This is a genomic window from Thiohalomonas denitrificans, from assembly GCF_900102855.1.
GTDB lineage: Bacteria > Pseudomonadota > Gammaproteobacteria > Thiohalomonadales > Thiohalomonadaceae > Thiohalomonas > Thiohalomonas denitrificans.
In genome coordinates, this window is record NZ_FMWD01000009.1 from 40,375 (window position 1) to 61,506 (window position 21,132).

Here is a 21,132-nt window from a genome sequence, read left to right on the forward strand (position 1 = left end):
GCCATGTATCTGGAATACTTTGGCCTGCACGAGGCGCCATTCTCACTAACGCCGGACACCAGCTATTTCTTTGCCGACGGACATTACCGGGATGCACTCGATACCCTCCTGATTGCGCTGAAAAGCGGCGAGGGCTTCATCAAGGTCACCGGCGAGGTTGGTACAGGCAAAACGCTGCTGTGCCGCAAACTGCTGAATATCCTTGATGAGGGTTTCTACACCACCTACATTCCCAACCCCCTCCTGACCGCACCGGCTCTGAACCTGGCGATGGCCGACGAACTGGAGCTGAACCTGCCCCGCAATCTCGGCCAGCACCGCACCACCAAGGCCATTACCCGTCGCTTGATCGAACTGGCGCACCAAGGCAAACAGGTGATCTTGTGCGTCGACGAGGCCCAGGCGATGCCCGATGAGACACTCGAAGCGCTACGGCTACTAACCAATCTGGAGACGGAAAAGCACAAGCTGCTTCAGGTAGTGCTGTTCGGACAGCCCGAGCTCGACCAGCGACTCGGCCGTGCCTCGGTTCGGCAGTTGCGCCAGCGGATTACCTTCAGCTACCAGCTCCAGCCCTTGGGCCGAAAAGCGATGGCAGCCTACCTGGCTCACAGACTGGCAGTGGCCGGGAACCGGGGAGTCCTCCTTTTCAAGCCCAATGCCCTCGATGCTCTGCACAAGGCCAGTGGTGGTATCCCGCGGCTTGTCAATGTCCTCGCCCACAAGTCGCTGATGGCCGCCTACGGCAAAGGCAGCAGCGCCATCAACTCGCGGCATGTGCGCATGGCCGTCGCAGATACCGAGTCCACTGCTGCTCCCGGGATCCGCTGGCGATGGTGGGTTCCTCTGGTCGGCGTCCTGATGCTGGGCAGCTTGCTGCTGCTCAGGCCCCACCTCCCGGCCGTAGTGACGGCGATGTTCGCAGGCGGGCTCACCGAGGGCGATACAATTTCGGTGCAGAGCGGAGAGCGGCCGGGGCGCGACGGCAAAGGAGGACCGACGTGAGCCTCATCAATCAGGTATTGAAGGATGTGGAAGCCCGTCGCACCAACCCTGCCGCCCGGGCCGAGCAGGTTACGCCCGCCCTGCGTACTGAGGCGGCTTCCACCAGCCGGGGTATTGCCGCGCTCGTTTTTGGCATGGCGGTAGCCGGCTTCGGCGGCTGGCTGTGGTGGAGCCAGGAGATGGCGCAGCCTCCGGCCGTCCCCACTGTCATCCATCCCGGCGCAGAGCCTGCGGAGCAAACCGTTGCGGCCACCCGACCGACGGTTTCCGATCCCGTTGGCAAATTGGAACCAGACCCCAGCCCGGAGCCAGAACCAGAACCGAAAACCCCGAAGGCTCCGGAGGATCGGGCGTTACTTCAAAAGCCACCTCAGGTAACGACCGCCGGCGCCCCACAGACAAAAACCCCTGCCGGCGCTCCCCCTGCTGTGGCCGAGCCGAAAGCGCCGGAGGCGTCGAAAACGAAGACACAGACACCACAGCCGATAAACACCCCCGGACGTCCGCCGGTGATGGAGAAACGCGTCCGCCGGCTGACAGCCGAACAGGAGGCGGAGCAGCTCTACCGCGAGGCATACACCCTCCTCACCCGCGGTCGGCGCAACCGGGCTGAAGATCACCTCACCAGGGCACTGGAGCAGTATCCGGCCCATGCCCGGGCGCGGGAAGCGTTTGCCGGAATCCTGGTCTCCGAAGGGCGCTGGGTGGAACTGCTGACCGTGGTGGAGAGGGGACTGGTACTCAATCCCGCCGACGGAAAACTGGCCCAATTGGCGGCCCGCGCCCACCTTCAGCAAGAGCACCCGGAAGCAGCAGTGGCTGTTTTGACTCGCAGTCTCGAGGCCGGGTCCTCCGATACCGGGGTCGCAGCCTTCCTTGCCGCCACTTATCAGAAAATCGGCCGCTATTCCAAAAGTGCCGAGGTTTACCGCCAGTTGGTAACGGCCCACCCCCGCAACAGCACCTGGTGGGCCGGCCTTGGAATCGCCCTGGAGCAGACGGAGCGAACCGAGGAGGCTCGCCAGGCCTACCAAAATGCACTCTCCCGGGGAGGATTGAAGGTAGCGCTTCGCACCCATGTCGAACGCCGTCTGGCCCGGTTGAACTAGTGCAATGTTGCATGCAGCCCCTCATCCACTCCGAACCGACGCAGCAGCCTACCTCGAGTACTGATTCCTTCTTGTTCTCCGACTCCCGCCCGGTTAGTTTGTAGAGAATTTTCGGTTAGTCGAGGAACACCCATATGCTGACCCCGAGATTCACGCGCCTGCTGATTTTGTCGGCAGGAATCGCGCTACTGTTCGGCTGCGAACGGCCACCAGACCTTCTGGAGACGATCCGGTCGGACGGGAAACTCATCGTAGTGACCCGAAACGCCCCTACGACCTATTACGAGGGTCGCGATGGACCCGAAGGTTACGAATACTCGCTGGCTTCGGCACTGGCCGAGTCGCTCGATGTCGAAGTTGAATTCAGGGTCCGTGACTCCGTCAACGGGGTGCTTTCCGCCGTCGAGAATGGCGAAGCGCATCTGGCCGCGGCCGGGATTACCCGTACGGAAAGCCGAAACGGCCGATTCCGCTTCGGGCCCGGATACTTCCCGGTACAGCAGGAAGTTGTCTGTCGGCGGGGGGAACCATTGCCGAAGTCGCCGCTTGAACTGACCGAAAAGACGTTACGGGTTGCGGCCGGAACCAGCTATCTGGAACAACTCACAGCGTTGCAGCAGCAGCACCCGAAGTTGGCGTGGGAAGCGGACCCCGGCCAGGGGAGCGAACAATTACTGTACAAGGTCTGGAAACGGGAGATCGACTGCACGGTGGCGGATTCCAATATCGTCGCCATCAACCGGAGATACCTCCCCGAATTACTGGTCGCCTTTCCGATCTCCGAACAGCAGCAGCTGGCCTGGGTGCTGCCCGAGAATGCAGAGAGTTTTGCAGCCTACCTGCATGAATGGTTCCGGGAAGCGGAAGAGACGGGCCTGATGGGGCGCCTGTATGAGCGCTATTACGGCTATGCGGAGATCTTCGATTACGTCGACATGCGTGTCTTCATGCGACGCATCGAGAGCCGCCTCCCACGCTATGAAGCCATGTTCAGAGAGGCCGCGGAACACCACCAGCTTCCCTGGACCCTGCTGGCGGCCCAAGCCTATCAGGAGTCGCACTGGAATCCCCGGGCCAGAAGTCCGACCGGCGTGAGGGGCATGATGATGCTGACCCTGAATACCGCCAAAGAGGTCGGGGTCAAAAGCCGGCTGGATCCGGTCCAGAGCATCCGGGGCGGCGCTCAATACCTTTCCCGCATGATGAAGCGGCTGCCGGAATCGATACAGGGAAAGGACCGCCTCTGGTTCGCGCTGGCCGCGTATAATGTCGGCTTCGCCCATCTTCGGGATGCGCGCACGCTGGCCGAACGGCTGGGGCGCAATCCCGATCGCTGGGTCGATCTCAAGGAAGTGCTGCCGTTGCTCGCGGAAAAGGAGCACTATCGGGATCTTCCCTACGGTTATGCGCGGGGCTGGGAGCCGGTCGATTACGTGCAGCGGATTCGCGACTACCGGAATGTCTTCGAACGCCAGCTCCTCCTGAAAAGCGTTACAGCTGAAGCTGTCGAATCCGATCAACCCGAATCCAACCAACCCGGAAACCCATGAGTTCTTCTCTTCAAAAAAGCGTCAAGCACCAGCGTGAAAAACTCACCGCCCTGCTCGGCAAGCCGATGTTTGCACTGGCGCAGCACTGTGCCGAACGCATGGAGGATCGGAAGGCCCTGGAGTTGCTTCTGACGGAAAACCTGCCTGAGCTCTCCTGGTGCAAGCACATCTATGTGCTAAACAGCGATGGGAGCCAGATCACCGACAACATCACCCGCGAGGGCCACGACCCAGTCCATTTCGGGCGCGATCGTTCCGATCGGCCCTATATGCAAGGCATTGTCGGCACAACGGACTTCAAACTCTCCGACGCCTACATCAGCCGCAACAAGAAACGACCCTCACTAACGGCTATCCAGGTCATCCGCAACGCCGAAGGGGAGCGTATCGGTTTTCTCGGCGCCGACTATGACCTGCGCGAATTGCCCGATACCGAAGCACTCTACCAGGAACCGGACGACTGGCAGCAGATCAAGGGCGATCCCGCAATCCGCGGCGGAATGTTTTTACAGCAGAGGGTGGAGAGCAAGATGGACGCGCACCTGGACGAGGTGCTGCCACTGATGAAAGAGCTGGTGCTCGAACACGGCGTCTTTCACGGCAAGCTGCACTTCTCCAGCAGCCGTGCCACCATCTGGCTGACGGACGACCCCTACTCCTATCGCATTCTCAGCTTCGAGGCGATCACCGATCCCGATATCTGCCTGGCCTACCCGCGCCGGCCCTACACCCCGCGGGCCATCGTGCCCAAAAGGAACGTGATGCCCATCTTCGAAATGTTTCGCACCCTGCGTTTTGCCGATGAGACCGTCTATCTGCGTTCAGGATCGCTGAACGTGTGCAATGGCATGGTCGCGCTGAACTTCTCCTGTGACGGCACCCACTACATGCGTTTCGATGAGTTTCTGAGCAAGGGAATCGATTTCTGGTTTGGCGGAGTACTCGCCCCGGGTGCGAGTTGCCCTGAATAACCGGGCACCGCATTAAATGGCAACCACGGGGGACACGGGGACCACGAGGGTAAAACAGGTTGTCCGTTTTTTTCCCGTGCGCCCGGTGTGCCCCATGGTTCGAGCAATCTCCGTGTTGGCGGAAGACCGGCGGATTACATCGCCGACGTGTGGGAGTGGTAGGCCGGATTGCTGGCGCACCTGATCCGCCCTACGCGGCTGTCATTACGGACCTGCCCTGCTGCGCAAGCAAATCAACGACAAACGGCAACCACGGGGACCACGGGGACCACGGGGACCACGGGGACCACGGGGTAAAACAGGTTTTCCGATCTTTTTCTCCCCGTGCGCCCCGTGTTCCCCGTGGTTTGGAGCGCCCTACACGGACTCGTAACGGGTGATCAGGGTGAAACGATCGGCGGAACGGGGCAGCGGAATCCGCACTCGCCAGCCGCCGCCCGGGACCTCCTGCATGGGCTCGCCACCCAGGCTCTCCATGCCCTCCAGCAGAAAGTCACCGTTCCCTTCGGGGGTGATGAGCTCCAGACGGTCGCCCACCGCGAATTTGTTCTTCACATCCAGTTGGGCCATGCCGGTTTCGGCATCAAATTCGGTCACCTCGGCGACGAAGCGCTGGTGCACGGAGTCAGAACTGGCCTGCCGGTAGTTCTGATACTCGGCATCGGCATGGCGATTGTAGAACCCTTCCGTATAGCCGCGGTTGGCCAGGTTCTCCAACTCGCCGAGCAGACCGGTTTCAAAGCTTCGCCCGGCGACGGCATCATCGATAGCACGGCGGTAGACCTGCGTGGTACGGGCCACATAATAGTGCGACTTGGTACGCCCCTCGATCTTGAGGCTTTCGACGCCAATCTCGGTCAAACGCTGCACGTGCTGCACGGCCCGCAGGTCCCTGGAGTTGAGAATATAGGTGCCGTGCTCATCCTCCTCGATCGGCATCAGTTCGCCGGGGCGCTCCCCCTCCTCGATAAAATGGAGCGATTCGGCTTCGGGGGGACGGGGCGGAACCGGCTCACCGCTGACATTTTCGACGGCAGAGTGGACCGAATACTCCCACCGGCAGGCGTTGGTACAACTGCCCTGATTGGCATCCCGGTGGTTGAAATACCCCGACAGCAGACAGCGTCCCGAGTAGGCGATACATAATGCGCCATGAACGAACACCTCCAGCTCCATTTCGGGGCAGCGCTGGCGAATCTCGGCAATATCATCCAGGGATACCTCACGAGAGAGGATCACCCGTTCAATACCTACCGACTGCCAGAACCTCACTGCGGCCCAGTTCATGGTGTTGGCCTGCACCGACAGATGGATGGGCAAGTCGGGCCAGCGCTCACGTACCAGCATGATGAGGCCGGGATCGGCCATAATCAGTGCATCCGGCCCCATTTCCACCGCAGGTGCGATATCATCCAGAAACGTGCGCAGCTTGGCGTTATGGGGGAGTAGATTTACGGTTAGATAGAACAACCGACCGGCCGCATGGGTCTCGGTGATACCCTGAGCTACGTTATCCAGTACATTGAATTCGTTATTGCGAACCCTCAGGCTGTAGCGGGGAATACCCGCATAGACCGCATCCGCACCGTAGGCCAATGCGTAGCGCAGGTTTCTCAAGGTACCTGCCGGGGCGAGCAACTCTGGAGTTTTCATGGTCGAGGATTCAATCAACATTGCAGAGCCGGGATTCTATCATCCCGGCAGCAAGCGTATCGGTACTACAAACGGACTTTACCAAGAGGACTTCACCTTGCTTCGACACTCTCCCTTCCCATCCCGCCTGTTTGTCACCGCCCTCCTGGCGCTCGTGTTTGCGCTACCTGCCACCGCCGGGGAAACGCCGCAGGAGATGCTTCGCGCCGTGACCGAAGAGATGGTCACCCGGCTGCAGAACGAAAAGGACGCCCTTCAGGAACGGCCGGAGCGGCTCTTTACTCTGGTGGAGGATACTCTCGTACCTTACGTGGATCAGGAGGCCATGTCCCGGCTGGTACTCGGAGTGGCCTGGCGGCGCGCCACCCCCGAACAGCGGGAACGCTTTACAAAGGAATTCAAGACCCTGCTGGTGCGGTTCTATACCTCGGCGCTGCTCGACAACCCGGATCAGATTGATCGGCTGCTCGAAAAGGGACAGGACCTGATCACGTTCCGGCCTGGCGGTGAAGCGCGGGGCAACCGTATTCAAGTGCGAGCCGAAGCCCACCCCCCGGAAGGCCCGAGCGTTCCGGTCATCTTCAGCCTGTACCAGAAAGAGGGCCAGTGGCTGATCTATGACGTAAAGGTCGAGGGCGTGAGTATCGTAGTTAACTATCGAAACAGCTTCAGTTCACAGGTCAAACAGTTCGGCCTGTCGGAGGTGATCAACCGGTTGGCAAAGCGCAACCAGGAGTTGTGGGAGAAAACGGTTGAGAACGGCCAGAGTTGATTGACCTGCAGCAAATCAACCTACCCACGAACTGATGTCCGATCTTTTCCTGAACATTCTTGCCATTTATCTGGATGCCGCCCCCTGGCTGCTGCTGGGGCTCATTGCTGCCGGACTGATCAAGGCCTGGGTTTCGGAGGCCTGGATGATCCGCTGGCTGGGAGGGCGGGGGTTCGGCCCGGTAGCCCGCGCGGCGGTAATCGGAGCGCCCCTGCCACTGTGCTCCTGCGGTGTGTTGCCGGCTGCCCTGGGACTGCGGCGCAGCGGCGCCTCACGCGGATCGACCCTCTCCTTCCTGATCGCCACCCCGGAGACCGGCGTCGATTCGGTAGCGGTGACCTATGCCCTGATGGGCCCGTTCATGGCCATCGTCCGGCCGATTGCCGCCATCTTCAGCGCAGTATTCACCGGTATTCTGGGCGGCCTGGTGCCCGAAAAACCGCTGCCTCCCGCGGCCGCACCCGACTGCGACGACGGCGGCTGTTGCAGCAGCCTGCCGATCGGGAAAGCAAAACCGAAGCCCTCCCCGGAAGCCGCCTGGAAGTGCGGCCTGGAGGGGCTTCGCTATGCCATGACGGACATTCTCGACGACCTGGCTTTCTGGCTCGCCATCGGCATCATTGCCGCTGGTGCGTTGATCACGTGGTTACCGCCACAGTCCCTTGCGCAGTGGGGCAGTGGAGTGCCGGCAATGCTGGTGATGCTGGCGATTGGTGTGCCCATGTACATCTGCGCCACGGCCTCCACGCCCCTGGCCGCCTCACTACTGCTACTCGGGGTCTCGCCGGGAACCGTACTGGTCTTCCTGCTCGCCGGACCGGCCACCAATATCGCCACCCTCGGACTACTGCGACGGGAGCTGGGCGGACCGGTACTGGCGGTATACCTGTTCGGCATCAGTGCCGCCGCCATCGCCTGCGGACTGGCCACTGACGCCCTGGTCCAGTACACCGGCATTTCGGTAACGGCACAGGTCGCAGAAACCGGCGAACTTGTTCCCGAATGGCTCAGCATCCTCAGCGCAACGCTGATCGCCGTATTTGCCATCAGGCCGCTTCGGAACTCCCTCCTGGAACGAGTTCCAAAGGCTGGCTGAGTGCCAAACGAACCGATTACCGGGCATATGCATCGGCTCGTTTATAAACTCGACGCATCATCGGACACACAGCGGCGATAATGTAGACTATTCACTCGTGTTTATGAGCAGGGGAGTGGCTTTGGAACAGTTTCGCGGTACCACTATTCTTTCCGTGCGCCGAAATGGCAAGGTCGTGATCGGCGGCGACGGGCAGGTTTCAATGGGCAACACCGTAATGAAGGGCAACGCGCGCAAGGTGCGTCGGCTCTACCGCGACAAGGTGATCGCAGGCTTCGCCGGCGGCACCGCCGATGCCTTTACACTTTTCGAGCGCTTCGAGGGCAAGCTGGAGAAGCATCAGGGCAATCTCACCAAGGCCGCCGTCGAACTGGCCAAGGATTGGCGCACCGACCGGGCCCTGCGCCGCCTGGAGGCCCTGCTGGCGGTAGCGGATCACAACGCATCCCTGGTCATCTCGGGCAACGGCGATGTCATCGAACCCGAAGAGAGCCTGATCGCCATCGGCTCCGGCGGTCCCTTCGCCCAGTCGGCGGCCCGCGCCATGCTCGACACCACTGAACTCGAAGCCCGCGATATCGTGGAGAAAGGTCTCCATATCGCCGCTGACATCTGCATCTACACCAACCACAATCTGACTATCGAGACACTTGAAGAAACCACTTGAGGACACTGAGTAGCACAAGGGCAGGTTTTGACCTGAAAGAACCACTCGCATCGGTTCATCGTAAACACGCCAGGCTTACCTGCGAGTTCTGATGCATCGTTTCCCCTTCACGCTTTGTGGCTCAGCAATAATCTCTTCCTCTCTGTGCCCTCTGTGGTTTAAAGGACCGACATGAGCGAAATGACACCTCGAGAAATTGTCCAGGAACTGGACAAGCACATCATCGGCCAGTCTGCGGCAAAGCGGGCGGTCGCGGTGGCCCTGCGCAACCGTTGGCGCCGCTCCCGGGTCGATGAGGCGCTGCAGGGCGAGATCACGCCCAAAAACATCCTGATGATCGGACCTACCGGCGTCGGGAAGACCGAAATCGCCCGCCGGCTCGCCAAACTGGCCAACGCACCGTTTATCAAGGTGGAAGCGACCAAATTCACCGAAGTCGGGTATGTCGGGCGCGATGTGGAGTCGATCATCCGCGATCTGGTGGAGTTCGCCATCAAAATGACGCGAGAACAGGAGATGCAGAAGGTCCACCACCGTGCCTGGGAAGCGGCCGAGGAGCGGATCCTCGATGCCCTCCTGCCGCCGGCCCGCGGCTATGAGGATACCGGTCAGGCCGCCGACTCCGGCACGCGGCAGAAATTCCGCAAGAAGCTTCGCGAAGGCGATCTGGACGACAAGGAAATCGATATCGAAGTGCAGTCGACACCGGTCGGGGTGGAGATCATGGCCCCCCCCGGCATGGAGGAGATGAGCAGCCAACTCCAGAACCTGTTCCAGAACATGGGCGGACAGCGCACCAAATCCCGCCGCATGCGGATCAAGGATGCCTTCAAGCAGCTGACCAGCGAGGAGGCCGCCAAGCTGGTGAACGAAGAGGAGATCAAGTCCCGTGCACTCTACGCGGTAGAGCAGCACGGCATCGTCTTCCTCGACGAAATGGACAAGATCACAGGCCGTTCGGAGCAGAGCAAGGGGCCCGACGTCTCCCGCGAGGGCGTACAGCGCGACCTGCTGCCGCTGGTGGAGGGCTCGACCATCTCTACCAAACACGGAATGGTGCGCACCGACCACATTCTGTTCATCGCCTCCGGCGCCTTCCACCTGGCCAGGCCCTCGGATCTGATACCGGAACTCCAGGGCCGATTGCCAATCCGGGTTGAGCTCGACGCCCTCGGAACCGAAGAGTTCGTCCGCATTCTGACGGAGCCGGATGCCTCCCTGACCGAGCAATACCGGGCCTTGCTGGCCACTGAAGGCGTGAGCGTGGAGTTTGCCGAGGAGGGCATTCGGCGGCTGGCCGAGATCGCCTGGCAGGTCAACGAAGGCACCGAAAACATCGGCGCCCGCCGGCTGCACACGGTCATGGAGCGGCTGCTGGAGGATATCTCCTACCGCGCCGCGGACCAGTCGGGGCAGAAGGTGATGGTGGATGCCGCCTATGTGAACGAGCAGTTGGCAGACCTCGCCGGAGATGAAGACCTGAGCCGTTACATTTTGTGAGAGACACGAAACAGGAAGGCACGAGATACGGGGTCCTGATGTAGGGGCCCTTCCTCACATCTCGACCCTTGTATCTCGACTCCGACTCCCCCATCTTCACCTGTTGGAGAATCTCACGGATTAACTGAGGAATTGCTATGAGTACGCCCAGCCCCACCGACATCGTGCTACACAAGAACAACAGGACACTGGAAATCGCCTTCGCCGACGGCAAGCGGTTCGAGCTGCCAGTGGAGTACCTGCGGGTCTACTCCCCGTCGGCCGAGGTGCGTGGCCACGGCCCGGGCCAAGAGACCCTTCAGGTCGGCAAGGAAGACGTCAACATCGAGAGCATCGAGCAGGTGGGCACCTATGCCATTCAGCCGCACTTCGATGACGGCCATGACAGCGGCATCTACTCCTGGGACCTGCTCTACGACCTGGGGGTAAACTTCGAAAAAAACTGGCAGCAGTATCTGGATCGCCTCGAAAAGGCCGGCCATAAACGCCAGACAAAGACCTGAAACGGCGCAAATTCATACTGTAGGAGCGGCGGAAGCCGCGAAAAGAAACCGGGTCATTATCGCGGCTTCCGCCGCTCCTACACTGCTCCTGCCAGAGTTAATAAACAGATACCGGAATCAATGCCATGAGCGAGCAGGACACCACCCATTTCGGGTACCGGCAGGTACCGAAGGACGAGAAGGCCGGAAGGGTCGCCGACGTATTCCACTCGGTAGCGGCGAAATACGATCTGATGAACGACCTGATGTCAGGGGGTGTTCACCGTCTGTGGAAACGCTACACCATCGAGATGAGCGGCGTCAGGCGCGGCCAGCGCATACTGGACCTCGCCGGCGGCACCGGCGATCTGGCGGGCAAGTTCTCCGAACTGGTCGGTCCCGAAGGGGAGGTGGTCCTCGCCGACATCAATGCCTCGATGCTGTCCGTAGGTCGGCAACGACTGACCGACAGAGGCCTGGTCGGCAATATCGAGTTCGCGCAGGTAAATGCCGAAGAGCTGCCTTTCCCGGATAATCACTTCGACTGCATCACCATCGCTTTCGGACTGCGCAACGTGACCGACAAGGACAAGGCGCTGGCCTCCATGCTGCGTGTGCTGAAGCCGGGCGGGCGACTGCTGGTACTCGAGTTCTCGAAGCCCCGGGCGCCGGGGCTGGGACCGGTCTATGACGCCTACTCCTTCTCGGTGCTGCCAACCCTGGGCGCCATGATCACCGGCGACCGAGACAGTTACCGCTACCTCGCCGAATCGATCCGCATGCATCCGGACCAGGAGAGTCTAAAGGCGATGATGGAGGCGGCCGGCTTTGAGCGCGTGGATTACTACAATCTCACTGGGGGCATTGTCGCCCTGCATCGCGGGTTCAAATTCTGACGCGTAGGCTTTTGACCGGCTAAAGCTCGACCTACAGGACGGCAGTTGGGGGTCGGCCTTCAGGCCGTCTGTTTTTGATGGGCCAAACCCCGTCCTACAGGAGGCGAAATGAGTAGCGCATCAATGATCCCGGTGGCGGCCCTGGCCGGGCTGGAAAGGGCCGTCAACGCCGTTATCGCCCTGGATCCGGAAACCCGGCGGCGGTTGTCCCGGCTCGAGGGGCGAGTGATTGCCATCGAGTTGCAGGGTACCGGCCTTTCGCTGTTTGCAGCCCCGGGCAAGGGAGGCCTGCGCCTGATGGGTCATTATGATAGCACTCCGGATACCACACTACGTGGCACTCCCCTGGCCCTGATGCGCATGGGAGCGGGGGGCACTACCGAGGGGCTTTTCGCCGGCGATGTCCAGATCGATGGCGATGTGGAAGTCGGACAGCGATTCAAGCATATCCTCGACACCATGGAGATCGACTGGGAGGAGCACCTTTCCAGGCTGACCGGCGATATCGTGGCCCACCAGGTCGGCAACGTCTTCCGAAGCCTGGCCGCCTGGCGCCGGACGGCCTCTGATACCCTGGCCCGGGATACCGGCGAATACATCCAGGAGGAACTGCAAATGGTGCCGGGACGCCGCGAGGTGGATCATTTCATGGATCAGGTGGATACGATTCGCACCGATGTTGATCGGCTGGAGGCCCGCATTCGGCGTATTCAGGGCGAGTCACCCTAGTGTACTGTTGCACGAGGTGTCCCGGCTTCGGACTTTCTTTGCGTTAGAGCAGGCTTTACGGTACAAAGCCGAAGCGTTTCCGACCGAGCCCGACATGCCGACCACCAAGCCTGAACATTACGAGGGAAGCCCGTGATTCGGCCTTCACAGGCGTTCCGCCTGGTCTACATCAGCTGGATCATGGCCAAGCACGGACTGGACGAACTGCTCCTGTCCATCCCCATGTTCCGCCCCATTCGTTTCCTTCGCCACCTGATGTGGTGGCGACTGCTGCGTGAGCGCGATGTACCACGCGGTGCGCGCATTCGCCGCGCACTCGAGGATCTGGGACCTATTTTCGTCAAGTTCGGCCAGATCCTCTCCACACGCCGCGACCTGCTACCCGATGATATCGCCCGAGAGCTGGAGCGCCTTCAGGACCGGGTGCCACCGTTCCCCGGCGAGACCGCCCGAAGCATCATCGAGGCCGCCTACCGCAAGCCGATCGACCAGATCTTCGCCGAATTCGACGAGACCCCGATTGCCTCCGCCTCCATTGCGCAGGTTCACGCCGCCCGACTACTGGGTGGCCCGGAAGTAGTGGTGAAGGTGCTACGGCCCGATATCGCGCCGGTGATCCGCCGCGACTTGGGATTGATGTATATCCTGGCGGGCAATATCCAGCGCTACTGGAAGGAGGGTCGGCGCCTGCGGCCGGTCGACGTCGTGGCGGAGTTCGAAAAGAACATCTGGGATGAACTCGATCTGATGCGCGAGGCGGCGAACGCGTCACAATTGCGTCGCAATTTCGAGGGCTCGCCGGACCTCTATATCCCGGAGATCTACTGGGATTACAGTCGCCGCAATGTGATGGTGATGGAGCGAATCTACGGCATCCCCATCGGTCACATGGAGAAGCTTCGCGCGGCCCAAATCGACTTCAAGGCGTTGTCGGAACGGGGGGTGGAGATCTTCTTCACTCAGGTATTCCGCCACAATTTTTTCCACGCCGACATGCATCCCGGGAATATCTTCGTCACCCCCGACGGTCAGTATATTGCTGTCGATTTCGGCATCGTCGGCACGCTGTCGAACGAAGACAAGCGCTATCTGGCGGAGAATTTCATCGCCTTCTTCCGTCGCGATTACCATCGCGTGGCCCAGCTGCACGTGGAGTCCGGCTGGGTGCCGAAGGAGACCCGGGTGGATGAGTTCGAGGCGGCTATCCGCACCGTCTGCGAGCCCATTTTCGAGCGGCCCTTCTCGGAGATCTCCTTCGGACAGCTCCTGCTGAACCTGTTTCAGACGGCGCGCCGCTTCAATATGGAGGTCCAGCCCCAGCTGGTACTGCTGCAAAAGACGCTGCTGAATATTGAAGGACTGGGACGGCAGCTCTACCCCGACCTGGACCTCTGGCAGACGGCCAAGCCCTTCCTCGAGCGCTGGATGAGCGAGCAACTCGGTGTCCGGGCACTTGCCAACCGGCTGAAGGATGCGGCACCACAGTGGAGCGAGAAGATACCGGAGCTGCCCATGCTCTTTCACGATACGCTCCAGCGGGCACGAGACGGACGTCTGCAGGTTAACAGCAATCCCGAAGAGCTCCAGCGGATCCGCAGCGAAATCCGCCGCGCCAATCGGCGCACCGTGGCGGCCGTCGTGGGCGGGACGCTGGTGCTGGGCGCCGCCCTGATCAAGGGACTGGACGGGTATGCACCCACCATGCTTGCCGGGGTACCGCTTTCCAGCTGGGTCCTCGGGATTAGCGGCGCACTGGTGTGGCTCACGCTGTGGCTGGATAGCGACTGATTCGTACCGCGACGGACGTAGCGTTATAATGGGCCAGTCGACCCTTTCGGCCGTCCGGCTTCGCGGGGACCATGAAACGCCTCATCCTCGACCGCAGACTCTGGCCTTTCCCTATCGCTGTCTGGACAGCTGTGGTTGGCGCCTCGTTCGCCTGGAATGTGCTGGATCTCGATCGTCACACGGAAGCCCTGGCGACCACCCGCGCCCATTTAATGGTCGAAGTGCTCGAATCTGTCCGGCTCTGGAACGCCCGGCATGGCGGCGTCTATGCACCCATCACCGAAACCACGCTGCCGAATCCTCACCTGCAAGTCCCGGATCGGGATATCGAGCTCCCGTCAGGCAAGTCACTGACACTGATCAATCCCGCCTACATGACCCGTCAGATCGCCGAAATCCTGGCCGAAGCAGTTGACGGTGTAGACATGGACATAACCAGTCTTAAGCCGCTCAACCCCGACAATAAACCGGATGCCTGGGAAGCGGAAGCACTCAGGACCCTGGAACGTGGTCACGGTGTTACCGCCACATTCGCAGGATCCGGAGGGGGGGCCACGTTCCGCTACATGGCGCCGTTGGTTACCGAAAAACCGTGCCTCCAGTGCCATGAACATCAAGGTTACCGGGTGGGGGATATTCGCGGCGGCATCAGCGTGATGATGCCTGTCGGAACGCTACTCTCTTCGAGCCGGACGCAGCGTAACCGAATCGCGGGGACTCATGGGGCCGTGTGGTTGCTGCTTTCCCTGCTTACGGTGCTGGGATTATCGCGGCTGCGGACACAGATGCTCTCCTTGAAGAAGGCGAAGGAAAATCAGAAAGCCCTCGTGCAGGTCAGAACCCGCGAGCTAAGGGAAGAGATCGCCGAACACGAGCAAACCGAAAACCGACTGCGCCTCCTGCTGGAATCGTCCGGGGAGGGTATATACGGAGTGGATACGCGCGGCCGCTGCACATTCTGCAATCCGATCGCCCTGCAGCTTTTGGGTCTGGATCGAACCGAACAAATTATCGGTCGCGACGTTCACCAACGGGTGCATGGCATGTGGCACGACTCTGCGCCGGATTGCGGAGCAGATTGCCCGTTGAAGGCGGCCTATGAGCGTGGCAAAGCGGTCCACGTGGAGGATGGAACCTTTTGGACGGCGCATGGCAAGTCTTTGCCGGTCGAATACAGGGCACACCCGATTTATCGCGACGGCGAGGTGGTGGGGGCGGTTGTGACGTTTGCCGACATCTCTTCCCGCAAGGCCTCCGAACAACAGCTTCGCAAGCTCTCACAAGCCGTTGAGCACAGCCCGGAATCGGTCATCATTACCGACGCGGAAGGTCGCATCGAATATGTGAATGCCCACTTCCAGGCGTCGACCGGATATACCTCTGAAGAGGTCATTGGTAGAAACCCACGCCTGCTTCAGTCCGGAGAGACCCCTGCCGAGACCTACGAAGCGATGTGGAGCACCATTACCGACGGACAAGTCTGGCACGGCGAGTTCCGCAATCGACGCAAGAACGGCGAACTGTTTTGGGAAGAGACCTCGATTGCGCCGATCACCGATGAGACGGGACATGTCACCCACTTCGTGGGAATCAACGAGGACATCACGGAACGCAAAAGGCTGGAAAAGCAGATTTGGCGCCAGGCCAACTATGACGAACTCACCGGGCTGGTGAACCGCCACCTTTTGCTCGATCGGCTGGAGCATCGGCTGCATCAAGCAAAACGCGATCAGGAACGCTTCGCGCTGCTATTCATGGACCTGGATGGTTTCAAAGAGGTGAACGACACGCTGGGCCACGACGCCGGCGACGAGTTGCTGCGACAGGTGGCCAATCGTCTACTGAGTTGCGTCCGAGACGGTGACACCGTCGCACGAGTCGGCGGTGATGAATTCACGGTGATCCTGCCCCGACTCCATGGGCCTGAAGCCGGGGTGCGCGTGGCGGAGAAAATCCTCGCCGCCCTGGCCCATCCATTCACCGTCAGGGACAAGGCCCTCTCCACCTCCGCCTCCATTGGCATCGCCAACTACCCCGATGACGGAGAGGACGCCGCCACCCTGATGATGAATGCCGACCGGGCCATGTATGCAGTCAAGCATCGGGGGCGCAGCGGTATCATACGGTTCTGCGATTTGAAGAAGAACTGAGGTCTCCCTTCCCCGGTTTGGATCTTCCGCTCTGTCGCTCTACTGCTCCAGGCGATTGCGGGCAGCGGTAACGGCCTTCAGGATCACCGCGCCACGCTCACCCGCACTCTTGATGTAGCTGTCACGCACGGGCATTGCGGCATCCCGAAATACTTCACGCTCCTCCTCGACCAACCGTACCACCTGGATATCGCTCTCCTCGCGGATGGTCTCCAGACGCTCCCGGTTGAAGCGCTGCTGCAGCTCGAAGATCTCTTCGTCCAGCTCCGCACGTACCGATTCCACCAACTCCCGATCCGACTCGCTCAGACCGGCCAGAAAGTCCGGGTTGGCCACCAGGGTGGAGACGAACGGCAGGTGGTTGGCAAAGGTCAGCACCTCCTGCACCTCGTAGAAGCTCATCTCCTCAATGGCGAATATCGGATTCACCTGTCCATCGATCATGTTCAGCTGAAGCGCACCATAGACCTCGGAGTAGGGCATGGGCGTCGGATTGGCACCGTAGGCCTGGTACGCCTCCACGAGCAGTGGCGACGGCATGGTACGGATCTTGAAGCCCTCGAAGTCGGACGGGCTACGCAGCGGCCGGTCTCCGGTCCAAACCATCCAGCCTTCCTGAACGATACTGAGCAATTCCAGGTTTCGTTCCCGATAAGCCTCACCGAGCAGACGCTTCAGTTCGCCGCTGCCGGTAAAGATCTGCTGGTTTACCTGCTCATCATCCGAAAACAGAAAGTGCAGCGAAAAGACCTGCACCTCGGGAACGACCGATCCCAGGTGGCCCGGGGAGGCAAAGGCGAATTGCAGGGCTCCATTCTGCACCTGTTCCGTCAGCTGGGCGGAAGAGCCGAGGGCACCGTAGGGATAGACATTGACCTTGATGCGACCTTCGCTGCGCTCTTCGATCAACGCCTTGAAGCGTTGCGCGTAGGCATCCTGTACGCTGCCCTCCACCTCCTCCAGAGCAAACCGGATCTGCGGCTCGCCGGAGCAGCCGGCCACCAGGAACACAACCGTAAAAAGCAGAAAAAATCGTCGCATGGGTAATCCATTCCTTATTCGCTAATTCAGATGTTCACCGCAAAGACGCAAAGGCCGCAAAGAAAAGCTGTGGATTAGCAGCGCATCGGCACACTTGCGCTCGAGGTTAACGGCCTCTCGCTTTGCGCTCTTGCGTCTTTGCGGCGAAGCCGTCAAATCACACTAACACAGAAACCCCGGGGCTGCCTTGCAGCCACTGTTGGTGAAATCGCGGCGATAGGCCGCTATCCTTGTAGGCCGATTTCCATGATAGATGTTCCCGTGACCGACCGTCTTTTACCTTTGATCACAAAAGCCGATCGCCTGCTGGAGGCGTTTGAACGGCTGGTACTGAGTGCCGGCATCCTGCTTATGGCCGCGGTGAGTATTGCCAATGTGGCATCACGGAATCTGTTAGGTCAGAGCTTCACTTTCGTGGAAGAGCTCAACCAGATCCTCATGGTACTGATCACCTTTGTGGGTATCGGCTACGGGGTGCGCCACGCCCGTCATATCCGCATGTCGGCGCTCCACGACCAGCTCAAGGGCACGACACGCAAGGCACTGATGGTGATCGTCTCCCTGGGAACCGGGCTCCTTCTGCTGGTGCTCGCCTGGTACGCAGTCCAGTATGTCATCGGCGTCCACCGCACGGGGAGCGTGACCCCGGCAATGCGGATCCCGCTCTACCTGATCTATGCCTGGGTGCCAGTGGGCTTCGTGATCGGAGGGATTCAATACCTGCTGGCCGCCTGGCGCAATCTCACCACGCCGGGTGTATACCTCTCGTTTCAGCAGAAAGAGGCCTATGAGCCGCCGGCCGGAGGGGAAACCTGATGGTATTCCTGCTGTTCGGCGTAATGATCGTGCTGCTATTCATGGGGTTCCCCATGATGATACCGCTCATTGCCGCCGCCCTGGCCATGATGTGGGTCTATTTCCCGTTCACCGATCCGGCCATTCTCATCCAGCAGATGATTGGCGGTGTGAGTCCGGCGGTGCTGACGGCGGTGCCCATGTTCATCTTTGCCGCCGACATCATGACCAAGGGGCACACCGCCGACCGCCTGCTGGACCTGGTGATGCGCTTCGTGGGCCACGTACGCGGCGGGCTTCCCATCACCACAGCACTCTCCTGCACACTGTTCGGGGCGGTCTCCGGCTCCACCCAGGCGACGGTGGTGGCCATGGGGGGGCCGCTGCGGCCCAAACTGCTGGAAGCGGGTTATCGGGACAGCTTCGCCATCGCGCTGATCATCAACGCCTCGGACATCGCACTGCTGATCCCGCCGAGCATCGGCATGATCATCTACGGGGTCGTGTCGGGCACCTCGGTGGGGGAACTGTTCATCGCCGGTATCGGCCCCGGACTGCTGGTGTTGGTGCTCTTCTCGACATACGCCTACGTTATTTCGCGGATACAAAAGGTGCCGGTACAAGCGCGTGCCGGCTGGGGATTGCGCTGGCAGGCAGTCAAGAAGGCCGCGCTGCCCCTGGGCTTCCCGGTGATCATCATCGGCGGCATCTACAGCGGGATCTTCAGTCCCACCGAGGCGGCCGCCGTATCGGTGCTCTATGCGCTGATTCTGGAGCTGTTCGTGTTCCGCGCGGTAGCCTTCAGGGAGTTGCCTTCCCTGGCGCTCTCCACCGGACTGATTACCGCGGTGGTATTCATCCTTGTGGCGGCAGGCACGGCCTTTTCCTGGACCATCTCCTTCGCCCAGATTCCGGACCAGCTTCTCGGTGGCCTGATCGCCGAAGCGGCAGGCAATCCCCAGCTGGTACTGGCGGTGATCGCGGTGGCGTTCTTCGTCGGCTGCATGTTCGTCGACCCCATCGTAGTGATCCTGATCCTCACCCCGATTTTTGCACCGGTGGTGGATCGGGCCGGTATCGACCCCGTGCTGGTGGGCACCCTGGTGACGCTGCAGGCGGCCATCGGCTCCGCCACGCCACCATTCGGCTGCGACATCTTCACGGCCATGGCCATTTTCCGGCGGCCCTACCTGGAGATCATCCGCGGCACGCCGCCGTTCATCTTCATGCTGCTGATCGCCAGTGTGCTACTCATCGCCTTCCCTTCGATCGCCCTGTTCCTGCGGGATTTGGCATTTCGATAAAAGGTAGGAGCGACTTTAACCACAGAGGGCACAGAGAAGAAAAACGAAGATTCAGTGATTGAGAGCCCGCGCTGGGGTGGTGCGAAGGGCCATCGCGGCGAAGCGCCGCTCCCACGGCCCGGCGCCTTTCCACTCGTGCATTCCTCTGTGTTCTCTCGGCAACTGCTCCATGCGTTGCTCTACCTCCTGCATCTGACCCACATGGACGTGGGAAATGCAGAAGAATTGCAGGGAGCAATTCCTGCCATGCAGTCGTGTGGTGATCCCTTCAAGGCCGCTGCAGACTGGCCTCGACCTCGTCGCGTTTGGCCTTGCCGGCGAGCAGCTCGACCAGGTGGAGGGCGAAGTCCATGGCGGTTCCGGGTCCGCGGGAGGTGACCACCTTGCCATCCTGCACCACCGGATCCTCAAGGTAGGTGAGGTTGGAGAACTCCATTGTGTCGATAAAGCCGGGGAAGCTGGTCGCCTGTCTGCCGGTCAGCAGTCCGGCATTGGCCAGGACCTTGGGTGCGGCGCAGATGGCGGCAATGTATCTCTCCTTGCTGGCCATCTTCTTCAGCAACTCGCCGATCCGGGGATCATTGTCGAGCCGCTCAGCTCCGGGAGCGCCGCCCGGCAGGACCACCATATCGAAATCGTGCGCTAGCGCCTCAGTCAGGGTGGTATCCGGGAGCAGGGTGACGCCCCGGGAGGCCTTTACGGGACCCTCGGTCAGGCCGGCGGTAAGCACATCAATCCCGCCGCGAACCAGCAGGTCGATGATGGTTACGGCTTCGAGTTCTTCGCAGCCCTCTGCGAGCGGTACAAGGACGCTTGCCATTGCTCGATACTCCGTTCGTTGCGTCGGTGGATGAGTTCGGAGACCGGAACCAGCCGGATACCCTCAGCTTCTAGCTGAGGCAGCAGTTTTTGCAATGCTTCGATGGTCTCGGGATAGGGATGGCCGATGGCAATCGCGGCACCGGTTTTTCCGGCAATGGCGATGGCTTTCCGGAACTGCCGCGCAATCGCATCGTGGTCCCGGACATTGTCCAGAAAAACGTCGCGGTGGGTTACCGACAGACCGTACTCCTCGGCGATGGGAACCGCCACGCTGCGCCGGTCCGTACGACTGTCCACGAAGTAGAGGTCACCCGTTGCCGCCAGTTCAGCCATCAACCAGCCCATGTGACCCGGATGACGGGTCAGCAGACTGCCCATGTGGTTGTTGACGCCCCGCACGTGAGGAACGGACTTCAGGCCGTCCAGCAGCGTACGACGAAACGTCTGATGGGTCATATCGAGGGTGAGACCGCCGGGACCGAGGGGATCCCTGTTCATCGAATCCATCGGCAGGTGGAGCATGACCTCTTTACCCAGGCTGTGTGCCAGACGTGCCAGGGACCGCGAGTGCGGGGTATGGGGGAGAAGCGCGAAGGTAAGCGCCCCTGGAAGTCGAATCACACGCCGACCCTCCGGCAAACGGTCGCCAAGGTCATCGATGATGATGGCTATGCGCGGAGCGTCATCGGCACTTGCGGAAAACGAAATGGCCGCGCCCAAAAGCGCGGCCATCAACGTGCGAAACAGCAAACTGAACTCTCCTCGAAACGAGTCCCTACCCGGAGTCCGTCCGGGAAACGGA

General features: G+C 60.8%; 19 protein-coding genes. 15 read left to right on the forward strand and 4 right to left on the reverse strand.

Features of this window, described 5'->3' with window-relative positions:
• The first annotated feature begins 3 nt into the window (after positions 1-3).
• The 4 genes from BLP65_RS13615 to BLP65_RS13630 all read left to right on the forward strand — a co-directional run bounded on the left by BLP65_RS13615 (position 4) and on the right by BLP65_RS13630 (position 4,635).
• Positions 4-1,005 (forward strand): ExeA family protein, encoded by a 1,002-nt coding sequence (locus tag BLP65_RS13615; protein WP_092998320.1) that lies wholly within the window; start codon positions 4-6, stop codon positions 1,003-1,005.
• Positions 1,002-2,114: a tetratricopeptide repeat protein gene (locus BLP65_RS13620; RefSeq protein WP_175452585.1), complete on the forward strand. Its 1,113-nt coding sequence runs from the start codon at positions 1,002-1,004 to the stop codon at positions 2,112-2,114. The genes BLP65_RS13615 and BLP65_RS13620 overlap by 4 nt, the downstream gene beginning before the upstream one ends.
• 134 nt (positions 2,115-2,248) lie before the next feature.
• On the forward strand, positions 2,249-3,664 hold the full coding sequence (mltF, locus tag BLP65_RS13625; protein ID WP_092998322.1) for a membrane-bound lytic murein transglycosylase MltF: 1,416 nt from the start codon (positions 2,249-2,251) through the stop codon (positions 3,662-3,664).
• A complete protein-coding gene (locus BLP65_RS13630; RefSeq protein ID WP_092998324.1) occupies positions 3,661-4,635 on the forward strand; it encodes a PDC sensor domain-containing protein in 975 nt (324 codons plus the stop codon). The genes mltF and BLP65_RS13630 overlap by 4 nt, the downstream gene beginning before the upstream one ends.
• Positions 4,636-4,992: 357 nt before the next feature.
• On the opposite strand, the gene trhP is transcribed toward BLP65_RS13630, so the two are convergent.
• The gene (trhP, locus tag BLP65_RS13635) at positions 4,993-6,288 is read right to left on the reverse strand and encodes a prephenate-dependent tRNA uridine(34) hydroxylase TrhP (protein WP_092998326.1); all 1,296 of its coding nucleotides are present in this window, start codon (positions 6,286-6,288) and stop codon (positions 4,993-4,995) included.
• Between trhP and BLP65_RS13640 the strand changes: the two genes are divergently transcribed.
• The 9 genes from BLP65_RS13640 to BLP65_RS13680 all read left to right on the forward strand — a co-directional run bounded on the left by BLP65_RS13640 (position 6,287) and on the right by BLP65_RS13680 (position 16,368).
• Positions 6,287-7,060, forward strand: coding sequence for an MlaC/ttg2D family ABC transporter substrate-binding protein (locus BLP65_RS13640; protein WP_092998328.1), 774 nt, complete (start codon positions 6,287-6,289; stop codon positions 7,058-7,060). The two genes, trhP and BLP65_RS13640, sit on opposite strands and share 2 nt — an antisense overlap.
• 31 nt (positions 7,061-7,091) lie before the next feature.
• A complete protein-coding gene (locus BLP65_RS13645; protein WP_399352153.1) occupies positions 7,092-8,156 on the forward strand; it encodes an SO_0444 family Cu/Zn efflux transporter in 1,065 nt (354 codons plus the stop codon).
• A gap of 121 nt (positions 8,157-8,277) precedes the next feature.
• Complete coding sequence (gene hslV / locus BLP65_RS13650; RefSeq protein WP_092998332.1) at positions 8,278-8,823, forward strand: ATP-dependent protease subunit HslV; 546 nt, start codon at positions 8,278-8,280, stop codon at positions 8,821-8,823.
• 171 nt (positions 8,824-8,994) lie between these two features.
• Positions 8,995-10,323 (forward strand): ATP-dependent protease ATPase subunit HslU, encoded by a 1,329-nt coding sequence (gene hslU / locus BLP65_RS13655; RefSeq protein WP_092998334.1) that lies wholly within the window; start codon positions 8,995-8,997, stop codon positions 10,321-10,323.
• Positions 10,324-10,460: 137 nt separating this feature from the next.
• Entirely contained in the window at positions 10,461-10,826 is a 366-nt protein-coding gene (locus tag BLP65_RS13660) for a gamma-butyrobetaine hydroxylase family protein (RefSeq protein WP_092998335.1), read from the forward strand.
• A gap of 125 nt (positions 10,827-10,951) precedes the next feature.
• Positions 10,952-11,701: a bifunctional demethylmenaquinone methyltransferase/2-methoxy-6-polyprenyl-1,4-benzoquinol methylase UbiE gene (ubiE, locus tag BLP65_RS13665; protein WP_092998337.1), complete on the forward strand. Its 750-nt coding sequence runs from the start codon at positions 10,952-10,954 to the stop codon at positions 11,699-11,701.
• Positions 11,702-11,809: 108 nt separating this feature from the next.
• On the forward strand, positions 11,810-12,430 hold the full coding sequence (locus BLP65_RS13670; RefSeq protein ID WP_092998339.1) for a ubiquinone biosynthesis accessory factor UbiJ: 621 nt from the start codon (positions 11,810-11,812) through the stop codon (positions 12,428-12,430).
• A 132-nt stretch (positions 12,431-12,562) separates the two neighbouring features.
• Positions 12,563-14,218, forward strand: coding sequence for a ubiquinone biosynthesis regulatory protein kinase UbiB (ubiB, locus tag BLP65_RS13675; protein ID WP_092998341.1), 1,656 nt, complete (start codon positions 12,563-12,565; stop codon positions 14,216-14,218).
• Between the two features lie 71 nt (positions 14,219-14,289).
• Complete coding sequence (locus BLP65_RS13680; protein WP_092998343.1) at positions 14,290-16,368, forward strand: diguanylate cyclase domain-containing protein; 2,079 nt, start codon at positions 14,290-14,292, stop codon at positions 16,366-16,368.
• Positions 16,369-16,407: 39 nt separating this feature from the next.
• Here BLP65_RS13680 and BLP65_RS13685 read toward each other — a convergent pair whose 3' ends face one another.
• Complete coding sequence (locus tag BLP65_RS13685) at positions 16,408-17,409, reverse strand: TRAP transporter substrate-binding protein (protein ID WP_092998345.1); 1,002 nt, start codon at positions 17,407-17,409, stop codon at positions 16,408-16,410.
• A 246-nt stretch (positions 17,410-17,655) separates the two neighbouring features.
• On the opposite strand from BLP65_RS13685, the gene BLP65_RS13690 reads away from it, so the two are divergent.
• Together BLP65_RS13690 and BLP65_RS13695 are read left to right on the forward strand one after the other, a co-directional pair.
• Positions 17,656-18,225 carry a TRAP transporter small permease gene (locus BLP65_RS13690; RefSeq protein ID WP_092998347.1) on the forward strand — a complete coding sequence of 190 codons (570 nt, stop codon included), beginning with the start codon at positions 17,656-17,658 and terminating at the stop codon, positions 18,223-18,225.
• A complete protein-coding gene (locus tag BLP65_RS13695) occupies positions 18,225-19,508 on the forward strand; it encodes a TRAP transporter large permease (RefSeq protein ID WP_092998349.1) in 1,284 nt (427 codons plus the stop codon). The genes BLP65_RS13690 and BLP65_RS13695 overlap by 1 nt, the downstream gene beginning before the upstream one ends.
• Before the next feature lie 268 nt (positions 19,509-19,776).
• Here the strand turns inward: BLP65_RS13695 and BLP65_RS13700 are convergent, their stop codons facing one another.
• A complete protein-coding gene (locus BLP65_RS13700) occupies positions 19,777-20,328 on the reverse strand; it encodes a DJ-1 family glyoxalase III (protein ID WP_092998351.1) in 552 nt (183 codons plus the stop codon).
• A complete protein-coding gene (locus BLP65_RS13705; protein WP_245688341.1) occupies positions 20,274-21,080 on the reverse strand; it encodes a divergent polysaccharide deacetylase family protein in 807 nt (268 codons plus the stop codon). The genes BLP65_RS13700 and BLP65_RS13705 overlap by 55 nt, the downstream gene beginning before the upstream one ends.
• Positions 21,081-21,132: the final 52 nt, after the last annotated feature.

Coding starts and splice junctions, on each gene's coding strand:
- BLP65_RS13700 (WP_092998351.1), bottom strand. CDS start 20,328: ATGGCAAGCGTCCTTGTACCGCTCGCAGAGGGCTGCGAAGAACTCGAA.
- mltF (WP_092998322.1), top strand. CDS start 2,249: ATGCTGACCCCGAGATTCACGCGCCTGCTGATTTTGTCGGCAGGAATC.
- BLP65_RS13660 (WP_092998335.1), top strand. CDS start 10,461: ATGAGTACGCCCAGCCCCACCGACATCGTGCTACACAAGAACAACAGG.
- BLP65_RS13695 (WP_092998349.1), top strand. CDS start 18,225: ATGGTATTCCTGCTGTTCGGCGTAATGATCGTGCTGCTATTCATGGGG.
- BLP65_RS13690 (WP_092998347.1), top strand. CDS start 17,656: ATGATAGATGTTCCCGTGACCGACCGTCTTTTACCTTTGATCACAAAA.
- BLP65_RS13615 (WP_092998320.1), top strand. CDS start 4: ATGTATCTGGAATACTTTGGCCTGCACGAGGCGCCATTCTCACTAACG.
- ubiE (WP_092998337.1), top strand. CDS start 10,952: ATGAGCGAGCAGGACACCACCCATTTCGGGTACCGGCAGGTACCGAAG.
- BLP65_RS13630 (WP_092998324.1), top strand. CDS start 3,661: ATGAGTTCTTCTCTTCAAAAAAGCGTCAAGCACCAGCGTGAAAAACTC.
- trhP (WP_092998326.1), bottom strand. CDS start 6,288: ATGAAAACTCCAGAGTTGCTCGCCCCGGCAGGTACCTTGAGAAACCTG.
- BLP65_RS13670 (WP_092998339.1), top strand. CDS start 11,810: ATGAGTAGCGCATCAATGATCCCGGTGGCGGCCCTGGCCGGGCTGGAA.
- BLP65_RS13640 (WP_092998328.1), top strand. CDS start 6,287: ATGGTCGAGGATTCAATCAACATTGCAGAGCCGGGATTCTATCATCCC.
- BLP65_RS13680 (WP_092998343.1), top strand. CDS start 14,290: ATGAAACGCCTCATCCTCGACCGCAGACTCTGGCCTTTCCCTATCGCT.
- BLP65_RS13685 (WP_092998345.1), bottom strand. CDS start 17,409: ATGCGACGATTTTTTCTGCTTTTTACGGTTGTGTTCCTGGTGGCCGGC.
- hslU (WP_092998334.1), top strand. CDS start 8,995: ATGAGCGAAATGACACCTCGAGAAATTGTCCAGGAACTGGACAAGCAC.